At 50.6% G+C, this 15,989-nt stretch carries 14 protein-coding genes; 9 read left to right on the forward strand and 5 right to left on the reverse strand.

Annotated features, from left to right (window positions below; translation table 11 throughout):
- Window positions 1–22 precede the first annotated feature (22 nt).
- From BM235_RS08695 to BM235_RS08715, 5 genes are all read left to right on the forward strand, one after another.
- Window positions 23–388 carry a DUF6547 family protein gene (locus BM235_RS08695; protein ID WP_090111722.1) on the forward strand — a complete coding sequence of 122 codons (366 nt, stop codon included), beginning with the start codon at window positions 23–25 and terminating at the stop codon, window positions 386–388.
- Between the two features lie 43 nt (window positions 389–431).
- The gene (locus tag BM235_RS08700) at window positions 432–1,442 is read left to right on the forward strand and encodes an ankyrin repeat domain-containing protein (RefSeq protein WP_090111724.1); all 1,011 of its coding nucleotides are present in this window, start codon (window positions 432–434) and stop codon (window positions 1,440–1,442) included.
- 586 nt (window positions 1,443–2,028) lie between these two features.
- Window positions 2,029–2,202: a hypothetical protein gene (locus BM235_RS31995; protein WP_158543708.1), complete on the forward strand. Its 174-nt coding sequence runs from the start codon at window positions 2,029–2,031 to the stop codon at window positions 2,200–2,202.
- Between the two features lie 279 nt (window positions 2,203–2,481).
- A complete protein-coding gene (locus tag BM235_RS08710; protein ID WP_090111728.1) occupies window positions 2,482–3,123 on the forward strand; it encodes a hypothetical protein in 642 nt (213 codons plus the stop codon).
- A 463-nt stretch (window positions 3,124–3,586) separates the two neighbouring features.
- Window positions 3,587–4,777, forward strand: coding sequence for a glycoside hydrolase family protein (locus BM235_RS08715; RefSeq protein ID WP_090111730.1), 1,191 nt, complete (start codon window positions 3,587–3,589; stop codon window positions 4,775–4,777).
- A gap of 86 nt (window positions 4,778–4,863) precedes the next feature.
- Here BM235_RS08715 and BM235_RS08720 read toward each other — a convergent pair whose 3' ends face one another.
- Window positions 4,864–5,292 carry an Rrf2 family transcriptional regulator gene (locus BM235_RS08720; RefSeq protein WP_090111732.1) on the reverse strand — a complete coding sequence of 143 codons (429 nt, stop codon included), beginning with the start codon at window positions 5,290–5,292 and terminating at the stop codon, window positions 4,864–4,866.
- A gap of 170 nt (window positions 5,293–5,462) precedes the next feature.
- On the opposite strand from BM235_RS08720, the gene BM235_RS08725 reads away from it, so the two are divergent.
- On the forward strand, window positions 5,463–6,242 hold the full coding sequence (locus tag BM235_RS08725; protein ID WP_090111734.1) for an alpha/beta fold hydrolase: 780 nt from the start codon (window positions 5,463–5,465) through the stop codon (window positions 6,240–6,242).
- A 1,277-nt stretch (window positions 6,243–7,519) separates the two neighbouring features.
- Window positions 7,520–7,963 (forward strand): hypothetical protein, encoded by a 444-nt coding sequence (locus BM235_RS08735; protein WP_255374236.1) that lies wholly within the window; start codon window positions 7,520–7,522, stop codon window positions 7,961–7,963.
- Window positions 7,964–8,387: 424 nt separating this feature from the next.
- Here the strand turns inward: BM235_RS08735 and BM235_RS08740 are convergent, their stop codons facing one another.
- The gene (locus BM235_RS08740; RefSeq protein ID WP_090112244.1) at window positions 8,388–9,125 is read right to left on the reverse strand and encodes an SDR family oxidoreductase; all 738 of its coding nucleotides are present in this window, start codon (window positions 9,123–9,125) and stop codon (window positions 8,388–8,390) included.
- A 195-nt stretch (window positions 9,126–9,320) separates the two neighbouring features.
- Between BM235_RS08740 and BM235_RS08745 the strand changes: the two genes are divergently transcribed.
- The gene (locus BM235_RS08745; protein ID WP_090111738.1) at window positions 9,321–10,241 is read left to right on the forward strand and encodes an AraC family transcriptional regulator; all 921 of its coding nucleotides are present in this window, start codon (window positions 9,321–9,323) and stop codon (window positions 10,239–10,241) included.
- Window positions 10,242–10,633: 392 nt separating this feature from the next.
- On the opposite strand, the gene BM235_RS08750 is transcribed toward BM235_RS08745, so the two are convergent.
- The 3 genes from BM235_RS08750 to BM235_RS08760 all read right to left on the reverse strand — a co-directional run bounded on the left by BM235_RS08750 (window position 10,634) and on the right by BM235_RS08760 (window position 13,870).
- Window positions 10,634–11,464: a carbohydrate ABC transporter permease gene (locus BM235_RS08750; RefSeq protein ID WP_090111740.1), complete on the reverse strand. Its 831-nt coding sequence runs from the start codon at window positions 11,462–11,464 to the stop codon at window positions 10,634–10,636.
- Window positions 11,461–12,327 carry a carbohydrate ABC transporter permease gene (locus tag BM235_RS08755; protein WP_090111742.1) on the reverse strand — a complete coding sequence of 289 codons (867 nt, stop codon included), beginning with the start codon at window positions 12,325–12,327 and terminating at the stop codon, window positions 11,461–11,463. The genes BM235_RS08750 and BM235_RS08755 overlap by 4 nt, the downstream gene beginning before the upstream one ends.
- Before the next feature lie 118 nt (window positions 12,328–12,445).
- The gene (locus BM235_RS08760; protein ID WP_255374238.1) at window positions 12,446–13,870 is read right to left on the reverse strand and encodes an ABC transporter substrate-binding protein; all 1,425 of its coding nucleotides are present in this window, start codon (window positions 13,868–13,870) and stop codon (window positions 12,446–12,448) included.
- A gap of 557 nt (window positions 13,871–14,427) precedes the next feature.
- On the opposite strand from BM235_RS08760, the gene BM235_RS08765 reads away from it, so the two are divergent.
- Window positions 14,428–15,984 (forward strand): glycosyl hydrolase, encoded by a 1,557-nt coding sequence (locus tag BM235_RS08765; protein WP_090111744.1) that lies wholly within the window; start codon window positions 14,428–14,430, stop codon window positions 15,982–15,984.
- Window positions 15,985–15,989 lie beyond the last annotated feature (5 nt).

The raw sequence follows: 15,989 nt of genomic DNA on the forward strand, positions 1-15,989 counted from the left end.
ATTGATCGGAGTGATACCATTAATGCGAAACCAATCAATCGAGCTTTACAAAGCCTTCATCGATGACCTAGTTCAATTAAGATCATGTGTCCTTTCACGATGGATCGTAGGCAATGGTTGGCCCCAAACATCCGACAATGAAAAGATAAACAAAGTTTTAGGTGAGTTAACAGCAGAACAAAAAGAGGTAATTGCAATGATCGTTCAGGAGGCACGAGATAGCGGCATTCATGATGTGCTTGCCTCTCTAACAGATCAGATCAACGTTGAAGGCCTCGAAATCGTAAAAAATGGAGTCACTCTGGCATCCGAACCCTTCGACACCCCTATGCACTATGATTGGGTTTGTCGTAAAGAAGGCGATCCATGGCCAGACGAGAACGGATAGTCTCATAGTGTGTTAGCCTGAAAACTAAACGAGGTGTGAAACATTGAACGAACAAGATTATGCGAGGTTTGTACCCAAACGGCCAGACGGAACCGTACTTTCGTTTTTGGTATTACGCGAAGTTCTTGTCAACAACAAACTGGATATTGCCTTCGACATTTTAGAAAGATATCGCTTTGACGATTTAAACGATGAAAGATATCCGATATTGGATGCAGTAGGTGCGTATGGTAACAAGACATTATTTCAAAAGTTAATTTCTCTTGGCGCAGATATTAATAAATCTGACGCAGTTAGTATTGCTCTTGGTTATAAAAATTTTGAAGGCGTTCGTGATCTACTTGATTTAGGCTTTATTATGAATCCTGTTCCAGCAGGGATTGCACTTCGAGAAGCTGCTTGCGAAGGTGAACTGGAAATGGTTCGCCTTTATATTGAATATGGTGCGAATGTTAATTTTAACGGCGCTGACTCAGTATTTCCTTATTGTACGACACCTGTTCAAATGGCCGCATCTGGCAACCACTTCGAAGTTGTAAAATACTTAGTAGAGCATGGTGCCGATGTAACGATAAAAGACAATTATGGTGGTCGTGCATACCTAGAGGCAAAGCGAAACAAGAACACAGAAATGATGGAGTACCTAAAGCAGCTTGAACCCCCTATCTGGCACGAAGCAGACAAAAGAGCCGCAGAACTCAAAAAGATTGGATTGCCAACGGAGATCATCAAATGGCTCGGAATTGAAAACCGAAAAATTGATCTTACTGGAACAAGCCCTATTGACTACATAGAGTTTCAAACGATATTTGATGTTAAGCCAATACAGCACCAAGGCAGAGTTCTTCTTGACTTAACCAAGGATGTCCAGGGATTTGAAAGTACTGGATTTATCATCTGGATTCCTGACTTAAAGTGTTTAGGCAGTTTTGATGTAGAACATCAAGAACTATACACATTCAAGGGTGTAAAATGGAATAAGTTCATTAAGAAGCTGCCTATCGTTATTGATCACTTGTTGGATAGTGCTCCCATTAATGAACTTTATACATAGTAAGACTCAAAACGATTTAGAAAGGAACTCCTCCATGTACACTTGTATTGTTTGTGGCTATGACGGATTGGATAGTGAGCAGTATACGGAAGATGGAGGAGCAATGTTCAACATCTGTCCTTGTTGTGGTTTCCAACCAGGTTATCATGATTTAGATAATGGACTATCGATTGAAGAATATCGCAATCGGTGGATTAGCAACGGAGCTTGTTGGACGTTTCCTCCTTCCCCTTTAAATTGGGATGTAAAGAAGCAGCTACAAAGAATTCACTGTTAGTGGAGGAGACACGCAGCTGGGCGTTGCAAAGTTCAAACACAACGGCAGGTCTTAATTCTAGTGTGTCTAACAAAACGATGAAGATTATGGACGAATCAGCCTCAATGTTGTCTAAGAAGATAAGAAATTTATAGTTTCCTATCTAGTAGCACAGTCAGATCAAGACAAGGCGCCTAAGGGAGCAGAGTTTGTAGACTCAGAAGATCATTATCGACAAGTTTGGGTCAGAGTACAGACTATCTTGGAATGACCGCATTATCACACCTCATTGTGCAAACGAATGAAAATGAAGTTCTTCAGGAGGGTTACATGAGAAAGCGTCAACGTAAAAAGAACGAGACACGAGTCTCACGCGTATGGAAGAGCGAAATGACGAAAAGATTTGGACAAGAGCCATTAGAAGGTATAGCAGCAATGACAAAGAGCATTAAGGAAGCCTACTACTCTCGTTTGCAAGATGATACAAAAAATGATATACGGTAAAAGACGTGTTAAGCAACAGCATTAAGCTCCCTCGGACGATTTAGTTTTCTCAAGAATGCTCGCTTATTCGCAGGATATCACTGTCCAAGTTAATAAAGGGCGTAGAATTACACGAATACTTATGGTGGCAAATATTTTATTAATACTCCTCTTAGGTTATTTTCTAGCTTAGTCTCTGTTTTCATTTCGACAATCATTAGCAGGCAAATTGATTGTTTAGAAGGTCAGTGATACGCCACGAGAATTAAGTTGCAAGCAAAGATGAAAGGGCGAGGATTCATGGAAGCAAATGTGTTAGAGCATTTACCAAATCCAGCAATCTTAAAAAAGCTAATGAAAATCCAAGCATCGCTAAATATCATTCTTTGTCGAGATGAATGGCTTCGTTACCATAGCTTTGTTCAAGATTGGGCCGAAGGTGTTTGTATGGCGAAAATAGATAATGGGGCAGGCGATCATCTCATTATTTTGTTTTCCCCTGAAGGTACCATCCTAAAAGGCTTCGATCATGAATCTGGATTAAGCCCCTATGCGCAAGATGAACATCAAGTATGGCAAGGGATTTATGATGACGTTCCAAAAGAATTATTGTCACTGCTTGAAGACGAAGCAATTGAAAAAGACGATGTGACTTTTTGTATTTGGCGTAAAAACAGCGACACTAACTGGCGCAAGGGAAAAGTGGAGATTCCACAAGGGGAAAGCGATGGTTCTGATTTTTTAGTGGGCTGTATATTCCATACGCCAGAGGATTTTGTAGAATTTGCGGTCGGTTATTTTGAAGTATCGCCATCATTGGATGTCGTTGCAAAAGTTTACGATGATGCTCCCATCACGGAAGAGATGATCCATATCTTAAATCCCGATTGCGATGCAAACGAAGTTCTTCGAGAATTAGAGTTATTGCGCTTAGGGAGTTAGTGAAGGTCAATAACATTGACCCATTTCCGATGGTTGTCAAGAACATGAGCCCATTCCCGACGACTATCAATAGCGCAAATAGCCGGCATGGGCCTGAGCTGATGTGGAGGAACACGCAGATTAAATTCTGAAATGTCAGAAGAGTGGGTTGTGGTAAAATAAGGACTAAGCTCCGCTAACCAAATTATTTCCATATCATGCACGGCACCACGTCGGCTCTGGCGATCCTCACTCCATGTCATGCACGGCACCACGTCGGCTCTGGCGATCCTCACTCCATGTCTCTACGGGTCTTTGCCCTTTCAGGCAACAACCAAAAAAGAATTACTCTACCTGCGTGCTTCCAGAGGGACATACCGTGGTGCACCAAATAATGGGGAAGAATTAAGCTCCCTCGGCGGCGCGGAGGCGCAAGTGAGTAGAAGAAGAAATTATCATTTCATACAGAAATGGTGATTGTACAATGATGAAGCAGGCATCGTTGTTGGCGAGCGTGGAGAAGTGCTTGGCATGGATTGAAGGACAGATGTTGACGTTCGACCGCGGGTATAATGGCGTATACGAACGGATCAGGATCGACGAGAAAATCCGGGTGAACTGGGTGAGGCCGGACTGCAATACGGAGATCGCTCGCGTGTTAACGCTGTATAAGCAGGTTACGGGCAGCTGGAAATACGAAGCCCTGAACGACAACATTAAGAGCTGGCTCGCGCGCGTGCAGGAGCAAGACGAAACGTCGGCTTGGTACGGCTCGTTCCCGTTTTATCTCGTGGACGGTTATGATTGGTATTCCAGAACCGGCTATTTCGTCTATCAAAACGACAATGGAAGAATCCTGCAGGGGCTACTGCATATGCACGAGCTCGAGGCCGACGAAAAGCTGCTGAACAGCGCGGTTCGGCTGGCGAATTACTGGGTTTCCCTCCAACGGCCCGAAGGATACTTCTACCGGAACGACGGACGAACGCAGTCTTGTTACCTGGGACAGGACTTCGTAGGCTGGTTGGCGTCCGGGTTGCTGAAGCTGTCGACGCTCATGGGCAATGAAACCTATCGCATCGCCGCGCTCAAAGCGTTCGATTACTTCTTGACGCTACAGTTGGAGGATGGCCGGATGCGCACGTCGTACGAGCTGATGAAAAGGGAGGACTGGCGTCCGTTATCATCGGAGACGTCGAAGGCTGTATACGCCTTCAGCGTGGCGTATCAAGAAACCGGCGATCCGAAATTCGCGGCCGCGCTCGAGAAGGCGGGACGGTACATCCTTCGCCTGCAGCACCAGGACGGCGGCATCCTGAACAACGATGAGCAGACGAAAGACGCCGCGTTGCAAAACAACGAGCAGCTATGCGATTTGGTATATACGCAAGGATTCGCGCTTATGGCGCTGTACGAAGCATGGAAAGCGACGAACGACGAAGTATACTTGCAAGCTGCGGAGAAGCTTGCCGACTTCCTCGCTTCGATCCAATGCAACGGCGAATCGCCACTGTGGGATGGTGCATGGAGAGGATCTTACAACGCAGCGACGCGGCAGTGGGACGGAAGGGCAGACCAGAACAACCACATCGACGAGGGCGGCATGTATTCGGTGTACACCGGTTGGTGCGCGTCCACCATCATGTACGGCATGCTGCTGCTTAACAAACGGTGAGTGCGGCATGACTTTAGGTATTATATCGGAAGAGACTTAGTTTCTTGGATAATTAAAAAATGTCTTCATAATAGGGCCTCGAATACTTACATGCCGATAATTCCATCCTTGACCAGCTTATCGATCGTTACGACCGACAATTCGTTTTCCATCGTCGATTGGACTTTCGTGTAAACGCCTTCTAATAAATACGGTATCTTACTTCCTACCGGACAGGTCTGGTTTGTATTCTTATGAATGACAAAAGCTTCCGGATCATCTTCCATGGTGGCACGGTAAACATCCAATAGCGTGATATGTTTCGCCTCTTTAGCCAGCCTTATAGCCGCATTCGTTCCAAGAGTAGATACAATAAGACCAGCTTTCGTAAGTCTTCTCATTATTCTTCTGATTGCTGCCGGATTAGCGTTCACACTCATAGCAAGTAACTCTGACGTGGTACGACCGTCTTTATTAAATTCAAGAAAACATAAAATATGAACCGCTACAGAAAACTGTTGGCTTCGATTTGCCATTTCGAAAGGGTCCTTCTTTCATTTTAAGCTTATAGTCAGTGTATTGATTTTTGAAATACAAATCAACGGATAACAATCACGGACCAACTTGACTTCAGAAGCATGCATTGTTAATATAGTCAGGAATAGTAACAGTAACTGTTACTATTACACATAAAGGAGTGAACCATATGTATTATGAGGTTAACGGCGTCAAACTTCATGTTCAACAACAGGGAGTAGGAGACACGGCGCTTGTGTTTTTGCATTTTTATGGCGGATCGGCACGTACTTGGGGTAAAGTTATTGACGTTCTGAAAAAGGGCTACACTTGCATAGCTTATGACCACCGCGGATGGGGAGATTCAGACAGGGCAGCTGAAACTTATACCATCAAAGATCTGGCCGACGATGCACAAGCTCTTATTCAAGAGCTTGGTTTGAAGCGGTATGTGCTCGTAGGTCATTCCATGGGCGGGAAGGCCGCACAATTGTTGGCTTCACGTCGGCCCGCTGGTTTGAAAGGTTTGGTGTTGGTTGCGCCTTCTCCTCCGACTCCTCAAGATATGCCGCAAGAAATGAGAGCGTCAATGGTTCATTTCTATGATAATCGGGAAGGAGCAGAAATCGCATTGAGTAATATTGCTTTACTTCCTCTTGAAGAGAATACGCGTGAAATGGTGCTCGAAGATATGCAAAAAAGCGCTCCTTTAGCCCGAGCGGCTTGGCCTGAAATGGCAATGCTTGAGGATATATCTGCGGAAATAAAAAACATCAATGTTCCTACACTGGTTCTAGCCGGAGAATCTGACCCGGTAGATCGGTTGGAAACGCTGAAAGGTGAGCTGCTGCCGCGTATACCTCAGGCAGAACTGCACATCATACCCCAAACGGGCCACCTTTCTCCTTTGGAAGTACCTGGTGAAATCTGTAAAGGCATCTCTAATTTTTTGGCCATTGGGAAGCTGTAAGCCACTTCAGGTGGGATTTAAGAAGATTGAATTGACGGAGGAAGGGGCGAAACACGACGCCGGGAGCATAAGTATCAGCGAAGTGATTTAGCTATTGCTTCCCGTAGCTGACCTTAACGAAGACTAAGCCGTCTCTCACTTATGTGGGAGGCTTTGTCTTCGTTAAGTACTTCAGGCCGATCATCTGTATCCCGGTGGGCAATTCAAGTTGGATCGAGCGGCAGAGCCGAATACGGGTGAACCGGGATACGCATTGGCGGCTCGGAGAGGAGATCGATGATCTCGTCACGGAGTTCGTCGGCGAGGGCACTGGTTTCGTAACGTTCTTTGCCTCGTCCAACAGCCTCTCCAGGCTGCCGCCATCTATCCGGGGCACCACGAAGGCATGCGCGCCGCTGGTTCTATGTTGCTGCCCCCATCGACCCATGTGGATTTCGCCGCCGACATCGTCAAAGTTGGTACTAAGAAACTTAGTACTGCTTTCCATACGAACTTCCCTATACAATCGATGAAATCGGAGAGAATGCGTTTATCTTTTTGACTTTCTTCTTATTTTTCTTAAGCTCTCGTTAGTGATTATGCTTTGCTCTGGTTGTGCAGGGAAATAAGCGGTATCCGGAAGTGCGCACGCCTATGGTTGAACGTGAGCGTATTGCAGTAGGGGAGAGCAATCGGGCATGGTCGAAGGATATTCCGTTCTCGTAATTGTGCAATGAAGGAGTGATAATTAAACTGTTTAGATTCATTCCTATTATATCTTACATAACGTGGTTTATATTTGTCCTAATATTGGTTTGCAATTCCATTTTAGATATGAGAGTTCACTTTTATACATTTTTAGTAGGTAGCTTTATCTTCGGTCTTTCCCAACAGATTTTCGCAAATAAAATAATGAATAAAGTTAGCGGCCTTACTAAACGAAAAACAATTTTGTATGTAATCTTAAATTTTATTCTAGGTATTCCGCTATATATAATGGTTTGGATTGTAAGTTTTCGAACAACGGGAGCTGATCCAAGTACATTGGTCGCTTCTCAACAATATTTAGCTTTGGTATATTTCATTATTTGGTTTGCAGTAAATTCAATAATTCTTAGCCCGATGAGAAAACGAAGTATTATTTTATTTCTCTTTAGCCCCTTCATTTTGATGATTTCAACTATAATTGCATTGTTATTTATCGTCAGTTTCTTCTCATAAGGTTTTTCAAAGAAGTCATTCAGCAGCTTCGTAGTTTCATGATAATTGCTTAGGGAAAGATGAAAGCGTGAGGAATCATGGAAGTAAGTCTGTTAGAGCGTTTACCAAATCCAGTAATATTAAAAAAGCTAGTGAAAATCCAAGCATCACTAAATATTATTCTTTGTCGAGATGAATGGCTTCGTTACCATAGCTTTGTTCAAGATTGGGCTGAGGGCGTTAGTATGGCGAAAATAGATAATGGAGCAGGTGATCATCTCATTATTTTGTTTTCCCCTGAAGGCACCATCATAAAAGGCTTTGATCATGAATCTGAATTAAGCCCATATGCGCAAGATGAACATCAAGTATGGCAAGGGATCTATGATGAAGTTCCAAAGGAATTATTATCTTTGCTTGAAGACGATGCAATTGAAAAGACGATGGGACTTTCTGTATTTGGCGTAAAAACAGCGACGCTAACTGGCAAAAGGGAAAAGTTGAGATTCCACAAGGTGCAAGCGATGGTTCTGATTTTTTAAGTGGGCTGTATATTCCATACGCCAGAGGATTTTGTAGAATTTGCAGTAGGTTATTTTGAAGTATCGCCACCACTAGATGTTGTTTCAAAAATTTACGATGATTTTCCCATTACGGAAGAGATGATCCATATCTTAAATCCCGACTGTGATGTAAAGGAAGCTTTTCAAGAATTAGAGTTATTGCGCTTAGGGAATTAGCGGAGGTGGAATGATTTAATGAAGCTGCCACGTCTTATATGATAGCCTCATTAAGCTAGAGGGCAGCATTCCTATAATGCAGAAATATCAGGTTTGAGAAATAAAAAGACTCCTTGGTAATATGTTTAAGGGTCCCGTAAGCTGGCGAGCGATCGGATCCCAAAACAAAACCAAGGAGACTACAACATGAATTCTGTTTAGCGGGACTTCCTGCCTACTCTATTTCTTAGACCTGCGCAGTCGGACGGATTACAATCTCATTCACGTCGATATCGTCCGGTTGCTCGATTGCGAATGCGATAGCGCGAGCAACTGCATTCGGCGGCATCGCCAACTCGTCCCGAATAGCGGTGAGACGGTCTCTTATCTCCTTATTCGTCACCCCCTCCGTGAAATTTGTTTGTACGATACCAGGCGATATGAGGGTTACGCGCAGTTGACTGCCAGCCTCTTGGCGGAGCCCTTCCGAGATCGCGCGAACCGCGAACTTCGTACCCGAATAGACAGATTGGTTCGGTACGGTTTTATGTCCTGCCGTAGAGGCGGTGTTGATAAAATGGCCAAAACCCTGATTGCGAAAAACAGGCAGCGCGGCGGCGATCCCGTATAGAACGCCCTTCATGTTAATATCGATCATTGCCTCCCAATCTTCAACACGCAATTCGTCAAGGGGTGAAATTGGCATAACGCCAGCATTGCTGATGAATACATCAAGCTTGCCGTACCGTTCGCATGCCAACGTGACAAGATTGGACAAGTCTTCCCGCCGTCTCACGTCTGTGCTTACATAAACGGCCTCGCCGCCTTGTTTGATAATGCGCTCCGCAAGTGCTTCAAGTCGTTCTGCCCCCCTTGCTCCAAGCACGATCTTCGCGCCTCGCTCGGCAAGCAGGAGTGCGGCTGCTTCGCCAATTCCGCTGCTTGCGCCGGTAATAACGACGACTTTGTCTTTGATTCCTGACATGATTACGTTTGCTTTCACGCTCATCGCCAAATCCTTCTTTCATTCTAATAGTAGTCGCAACAGTTGTTGACCTTACCAGTAGAAGTATATAAAGGATCGATTCTTATCAAGTAGACGATTCTTACGCGTTCTTTGCCTAATCCTGTCTGTCTGGCTACAATGAGCTTAAGATATTTTAGAAAAGGATTCGTGATTATGAACCAACCCTTTCCCGGGCTCGCCATTTCGGCTTATCAGCAAGAGCTGGCTCGGCTGATTCAACTTCATGCGCCATTTGACGGTACACATACGACAGCGATTGCCGAGCTTTGTTTCAGGCGGGCATCCCAAGAATCGGAGCCGACGCATACGGTCAACATGCCCTCTCTTTACGTGATCGCCCAAGGCTCTAAAGTCGCCACTTTGGGAGGGGAAAATGTCCGATATGATTCGGCTACCTATATGGTCGCCTCCGTTCATTTGCCCGTTATCGGTAAAATTACGCATGCATCGCCGCAGTTGCCCTATTTAAGTCTGCAGTTAACGCTGAGTCCGGATGTTCTTCTGGAAATCGTCAATAAGACCAGCCCGCAGAGAAGCAGGGAGACTGGAAGGGGGATTTTGGTGAGTGCGTCTTCACCTCTCTTGCTGGATGCCATTCTTCGTCTTATCCAGCTTTTAGATACGCCGAAGGATATCCCAATGCTTGCTCCGCTTTTTGTCCGCGAAATATTTTATCGGGTGCTGCAGGGCGAGCAGGGGGCGTTGCTCCGGCAGTTCGCGCTGGTCGGCAGCTATGCGCATGGCATATCCCAAGCGATCCATCTCATTAACCGAAATTTCGCAGAACCTCTTGTCATTCATGAATTAGCCAAAAGGGTTAGCATGAGCTCCACCTCTTTGCACAAGCATTTTAAAAGAGTAACGGCAATGAGTCCGTTGCAATATCAAAAGATCATTCGGTTGCAAACGGCACGACGCTTGCTACTCACGGAGAAGTTGGATGCAGCCACGGCAGGTTTTCGCGTCGGTTACGAAAGCCCCTCTCAGTTCAATCGGGAGTATGCACGCTTATTCGGACGTCCGCCAATAAGCGATGTCAATCATCTCCGCGATTCTATTTATGGTGGTCAATGATTTCATAATCACTTTTAATAGAAACAGCGACAGTCTAGGACTCATTTTCACGTCCATTTCTGTCGCTGTTCTATTTTTCTTCGTACATGCGCGCATGAGATAACAATGACGACAAAATTCTCACTGCCAGCAATCCAAACTTCGGCGTCACGGAAGCAGCGAGCGGACCTGGCGGACGCTATTTTTGAGGATTGCGCGCATGAAGCGGACATTTCGGACCGAGGAGCCGTTATTTGTGAACAAAAGGGGCTTCTGGGTACCTGGAGCGACGAATAGCGGATCCTGAGTCCGTGGATGAGGAAGAGCGGGCGATTTCGGACAAATAGCGAATTCTGGGTCCGCTCAAGGTTTCGCAGCCCTCCTCGCTTACTCGCCCCCAACCCAGTTCTTTTTCAACCCTTAACCGCCCCTGCCGTCATGCCCGCGACGATCTTTTTATTGAAGAAAATAAACAGGACGAGCGGCGGGATGGAGATCAGGATGATGTCGGCGAAGAGCAGGTTCCACGACGTGTTGTACAGGCTCGTGAAGTTATAGAGCGTGAGCTGGATCGTCGCGTTGCGCGCGCCGGGGAAGAAGTAGAGCGGGTTGACGAAGTCGTTGTAGATGCCGACGGCGGACAGGACGACCACGGTGGAGGTGACCGGCGCGAGGAGCGGGAAGATCATGCGGAAAAACAGCCGCAGGCTGCCGCACCCGTCCACGATCGCGGCTTCGTCGATCTCGCGAGGGATGGTGGCCATGAAGCCTTTGTACAGGATCGTGGCGAACGAGATGCCGAGCGCGACCTCGATCAGCACGATGCCGCTCATCGTTTTGAACAGGTGGATGGAGTCGAGCACCCAAATCGTCGGCACGATGGCGGGCGGGATCATGAGGCCGGCGAGCACCAGGAAACTGATCGTGCCGGACCACCGGTCGGTCCTGCGCTGCATGACGTAGCCGGCCATGGCGCAGACGACGACGAGCACGGCGATCGACAGCATCGTGATTACGGCGCTGTTCAGGAAAGCACGCGTTACCATGCCGTCCTGTGCGGTGAGTACGGTCTTGTAGTTGTTGTAAATCTCGAACGCGCCAGGCCAGCGGATATCGAGCAACGAGGATTCGGTGCGATTTTTAAAAGAGTTGATGATGACGAAGTAGAAGGGTACCCAGAAGACGACGACGGACAGCAGGAAGGCCAGCGCCTCGAGCGCGACGCGGCGGGCGGAGCGACTCATAGGTCCACCTCTCTCTTGTTGAGAAATTTAAACAGCGGAAACGCCAGCAGCGAGACGCCGATGAACAGGATGACGTTGCCCGCGGTCGCGAGGCCGTAGAAGCCGCCTTGGTACTGCTTGTAGATGATGGAGGCGATCAGGTCGGTGCTGAAGCCGGGGCCGCCCTTGGTCATTGCCCATACGAGGTCGAACGAGCGCAGTCCGCCGATGAAGGCGAGGATGATGACGGAGTTCATCGCGGGCGCGGTCAGCGGAATCGTGATATAGCGGAACTTGGAAAAGGAAGTGCCCCCGTCGATCTGCAGCGCCTCGTAGTACTCTTCGGGAATCGACATGATGCCCGCGATAAAGATAACCGTCGCCATGCCGACGCCTTTCCACACGTCCACCAGCGCGACGGACAGCAAGGCAATGCTTGTGTCGCCCAGCCAGTCCGGACCCGCGATGCCGACCGCCGACAGGCTGCGGTTGATCAGCCCCTGCGTCGGATGCATCATGCTGCTGAAGGCGATGCCGACGGCGATCGTCGAGAGCAGGGTGGGGAAGAAGACGACCGACCGCAGATAGCTTTTGACCCGCAGCGACGAGGTCAGCGCCACGCCGAGCAGCAGGCCGAAGACGACCTTGAGCGCGCAGGTGACGACGGCGTATATGAGCGTATTGCGGAAGCCGATATTGAGCGACGATTCGGAAAAGAAGGTCGCGTAATTGTCGAAGCCGATGAATTCCCAATCGACCAGGTCCCAGCGCGTCATGCTGAAGAAAAAAGACATGAGCGTCGGCAGCAGGAAAAAGATGAAGTAGACGATGCCGGCGGGCAGCAGGAAAGCGTAGGAATAAAATCGCCTGGATGCTTTGGTCATTCTCTCTCGCTCCTATCCGATTCATAAATCGGCCCTGCGATATCGCCGCAGGGCCGATCGATGGGGTGCTTGCTTGCGAGCCGCTTATGAGTCTATTTAGGGGCTGCTTACGCTTTGCTTACCAGCCTGCCAGTCCGAGCTGCTTGGCTTGCTTCTCGACGTCTTTGTCGTACGCCTTCGCGCTGTCTTCGGGCGACTTCATGCCGGAGCCGGCTTCGACCGTGATCTGCGGCAGGTTCGGGCCTTTGAGCGGCGACAGGAACTCGAGCGCAGGCGCGTTGTTGTTGCTGTCGAAGTAAGGCAGCATATCCTTGACGCCGCCGTATGCGTCGTCTGGGAGCGCGGCGCCTTTGATGACATAAGGGCCTTCCGGCTTCGCCTTCGCGGCCATGAGCGCCATCGCCTCCGGCGTGTCGAAGAAGGCGAGCCACTTTTTGGCGGCTTCCACGTTTTTGCCGTCCTTGTAGATCGAGATGGCGGCCGGCATCCACACGGTCAGGCCGTTGCTGTCCGCGCTGTCGCCGGGCTGGGCGAAGACGCCGATGTCGTCGATCTTGTCGGGATACGTGGCGAAAATGTTGGAGAGCGCGAACGTCAGCATCGGATACTGGACGCCGGTGCCGTCGACGAGCATCTTGAGCGCCTGGTCGTAGGTGGTAGACAGATAGTCCTTATTCAAGTAAGGCTTCATCTCGGCCAGCTTTTCGAAGCTGCGCAGCGCGGCCGGCGTCGTAGCGAACTTGGCCGTGCCTGCCGTGAAGTCGTCGGCAAAGGTCGGCGCGGCCGCCTGCACGTTGAATTGGTCGGCCAACAGAATGAGCTGCGACGTCCAGCTGTCTTTGTAGGAGCCGATGACGGCCGTTTTGCCCGCGGCTTTGATCTTCTCGTTGTTCGCTTTGAGCTCGTCCCAGGTTTTCGGTACGGACAATCCCAGCTCGGCGTACACCTTCTTGTTGTACAGCCAGGCGCCCGCTTGGGAGGAGCCGCTCGGTCCCGCGTATACGCGGCCGTTCACGCTGACCGTCGGCTTGAAGGAATCGACCACGTTGTCCATGAAAGGCTCGTCCGTGAGGTCGAGGAAGTATTTTTCCGGTTGGAGGGACTTGAAGAGCGAGCCTGCATTGTAAAAGTTGAGGTCGTCCATCTCGCCGGTCGCGAGCTTCGTCTTGACGAGGTTGTCGCCTTCGCCGCCGCCGGGGCGCAGGTCGAACTCGGTTTTGATGTTATAGCGCTTCTCGATCTCGTCGGTGATCGCCTTGATGCCTTCAGTCGATGTCTGGTTGTCGATGAGCAGCTTGAGCGTCACCGGCTTTTCGTAGCGCTCGCTCTCCGTGCTTGCCGAAGGGCTGGCCGCCGCGGACGAGGCCGGAGCTGAAGCGGATGCAGAGGCGGTTGCGGAAGGTTCGGCTGCGGAAGGTTCGGCTGCGGATGGGCTCGCCGAGGCGGCGCCGTTATTGTTGTTGCTGCCGCATGCGGACAGCATCGCGGCGGTCAGCAGAGTGCCGGACAGCACCGCGAGCGATTTCTTTTGAGTCTTGAGCATGTGAAAGGATCCTCCTTTATTTTCTTCGCCCGCCGGCAGCTCGCCGGTCGGGGAAGCCCCCGTGGCATTTGGCGTCTTCGGGACCGTGTCGCCCCGTGCTTCAAAGTGTAAGGGGTTGCACGCCGGCAGGTAAGCGTCCCATTTTTTGGCCGGCCGTCTGATTTTTTTAGGAGGCGCGTACAGCAGGGGCCAGCCGGTTGTTTCTTCGCTGCAGCCGCGGAAATCGCGCTTACGGCAGCGGGCAGGCACGAATCTGGTTCTGCAGCCGCACATTCCGCGCTTACAGCGCACGCCTCCGCTGCAACCGCGGAAATATCGCTTACAGCGGGGGTCAAGCACCTTTCTCGCCCTGCAACCGCACATTCCGCGCATACATCGCTGTGCCGCCTCTGCCGAACAAACCAGTTTTCTCTCTTTATAGGCCCTTGTACTACACATTCCTCGCGTACCTAAAAAATCAGCAGGTCCAGCCAAAAAATGGGGCGATTGCCGCACCAGTTGGAAGCGCATACAGTTAGGCTTGCAGGCAAAGAACGATCACTGAGGAGGAATCACTCGTGAGAATCGGTTCTAAACATGGCCTTTCGGCTTCACTATGGGCACTGCTCGTCGCATTGCTGGCTTGGAACGCCTGGCCCTCGGGCGCGCTCGCCGCGGACACGCAGGCGCCGACCGCGCCGGCAACGCTGACGGCGACCGCCGCGTCCGGCTCCCAGATCAACCTCGCCTGGTCCGCGTCGTCGGATAATGTTGGCGTCACCGGCTACGACGTGTACCGCTACGGCACGAAAATCGCGAGCACGACGTCGACCTCGTACAGCAACGCGTCGCTGACGGCATCCACTTCGTACAGCTACGCGATTCGTGCAAAGGATGCGGCGGGCAACGTCTCGGCGTTCAGCCCGACGGCCGCCGCCGTCACGTCGCCCGTCCCCGCCGGCGCGACGGTCAAGAAGGGCGTCGGCTCTTCCAAGTACCTGGCCAGCGGCCAGACGCAGTCCGACTTCGCGAAGCTGACCAACCTCGGCGTCGGATGGACGTACAACTGGTCGATCGATTACCCGGGTACGAACGGCACGTCGATCGAGTACGTGCCGCAGATCTGGGGGCCTGGCGCGGTCACGTCGGCCACGCTCTCCACGATCGCCCAGGGCAAGGCCGCCGGCAAGTTCAAGGCGCTGCTCGCTTTCAACGAGCCGGATCTATACGAGCAGGCGAACATGTCGGTCGAGTCCGCCGTGGCGCTCTGGCCGACGCTGATGAACGCGGGCCTCCGCCTCGGCAGTCCCGCGGTCGCCATGTCCGCCGAGACCTATGCGTACGGGCAGACCTGGCTTGAGAATTTCATGAGCCAGACCGCGGCGAACGGCTACCATGTCGACTTTATCGCGGTGCACTACTATCCGGACTTCATGCATCCGAACGCGGCCGAAAATCTGCGCATTTCGCTCACGAACCTCTTCAACCTGTATCACAAGCCGATCTGGATCACCGAACTCGGCGCGATAAACGCCGGCCAGCTGTCCGCGGCCCCGACGGCGGCGGGCGCCCAGAAGTTCATGACCGAAGCGGTCGCGATGCTGGAAGGCCTGCCGTTCGTGGAGCGCTACGCCTGGTTCGACGACAACTGCTCGAACGACGCCGGCTGCGCCTACACGACGCTGTACGACGCGAGCAACAATCTGACCGCGATCGGCACGACTTACAAGGCGCTGCCCAAGACGCCGCTTTTCCGTTTCGGCTGGACGGCGACCGCCAGCCCCGCAGGCATCGAACCGACGTCCAACATGTTCGACAACAATCCGGCGACGCGCTGGACGACCGGGCAGGCGCAGTCATCGGGCCAGTATTTCACAGTGGATATGACGGGTTCTCGCACTTTCAGCCGGATTGTCCTGGACGCGAACGGCAGCGGCGACTACGCGCGAGGTTATCAGGTGTTCGTCTCCAGCAACGGCACGAGCTGGGGCAGCGCCATCGCCAGCGGCACGGGCACGGGATCGGCGATTACGATCGACTTTGCGCCCGTGACCGCCCGGTATATCAAGGTCGTGCAGACCGGCACTGCGCCGTCGAATTACTGGTCCGTTCACGAGTTCAATGCTTATAGCTAAAACGA

This window comes from Cohnella sp. OV330 (genome assembly GCF_900112065.1).
Classification (GTDB): Bacteria; Bacillota; Bacilli; order Paenibacillales; family Paenibacillaceae; genus Cohnella.

What these genes read in the sequence shown, in the direction of transcription:
- BM235_RS08710 (WP_090111728.1), top strand. Translation starts at nt 2,482, where the DNA reads ATGGAAGCAAATGTGTTAGAGCATTTACCAAATCCAGCAATCTTAAAA.
- BM235_RS08740 (WP_090112244.1), bottom strand. Translation starts at nt 9,125, where the DNA reads ATGTCAGGAATCAAAGACAAAGTCGTCGTTATTACCGGCGCAAGCAGC.
- BM235_RS08750 (WP_090111740.1), bottom strand. Translation starts at nt 11,464, where the DNA reads ATGAGTCGCTCCGCCCGCCGCGTCGCGCTCGAGGCGCTGGCCTTCCTG.
- BM235_RS08715 (WP_090111730.1), top strand. Translation starts at nt 3,587, where the DNA reads ATGATGAAGCAGGCATCGTTGTTGGCGAGCGTGGAGAAGTGCTTGGCA.
- BM235_RS08720 (WP_090111732.1), bottom strand. Translation starts at nt 5,292, where the DNA reads ATGGCAAATCGAAGCCAACAGTTTTCTGTAGCGGTTCATATTTTATGT.
- BM235_RS08695 (WP_090111722.1), top strand. Translation starts at nt 23, where the DNA reads ATGCGAAACCAATCAATCGAGCTTTACAAAGCCTTCATCGATGACCTA.
- BM235_RS08735 (WP_255374236.1), top strand. Translation starts at nt 7,520, where the DNA reads ATGGAAGTAAGTCTGTTAGAGCGTTTACCAAATCCAGTAATATTAAAA.
- BM235_RS08725 (WP_090111734.1), top strand. Translation starts at nt 5,463, where the DNA reads ATGTATTATGAGGTTAACGGCGTCAAACTTCATGTTCAACAACAGGGA.
- BM235_RS08755 (WP_090111742.1), bottom strand. Translation starts at nt 12,327, where the DNA reads ATGACCAAAGCATCCAGGCGATTTTATTCCTACGCTTTCCTGCTGCCC.
- BM235_RS08745 (WP_090111738.1), top strand. Translation starts at nt 9,321, where the DNA reads ATGAACCAACCCTTTCCCGGGCTCGCCATTTCGGCTTATCAGCAAGAG.
- BM235_RS08760 (WP_255374238.1), bottom strand. Translation starts at nt 13,870, where the DNA reads ATGCTCAAGACTCAAAAGAAATCGCTCGCGGTGCTGTCCGGCACTCTG.
- BM235_RS31995 (WP_158543708.1), top strand. Translation starts at nt 2,029, where the DNA reads ATGAGAAAGCGTCAACGTAAAAAGAACGAGACACGAGTCTCACGCGTA.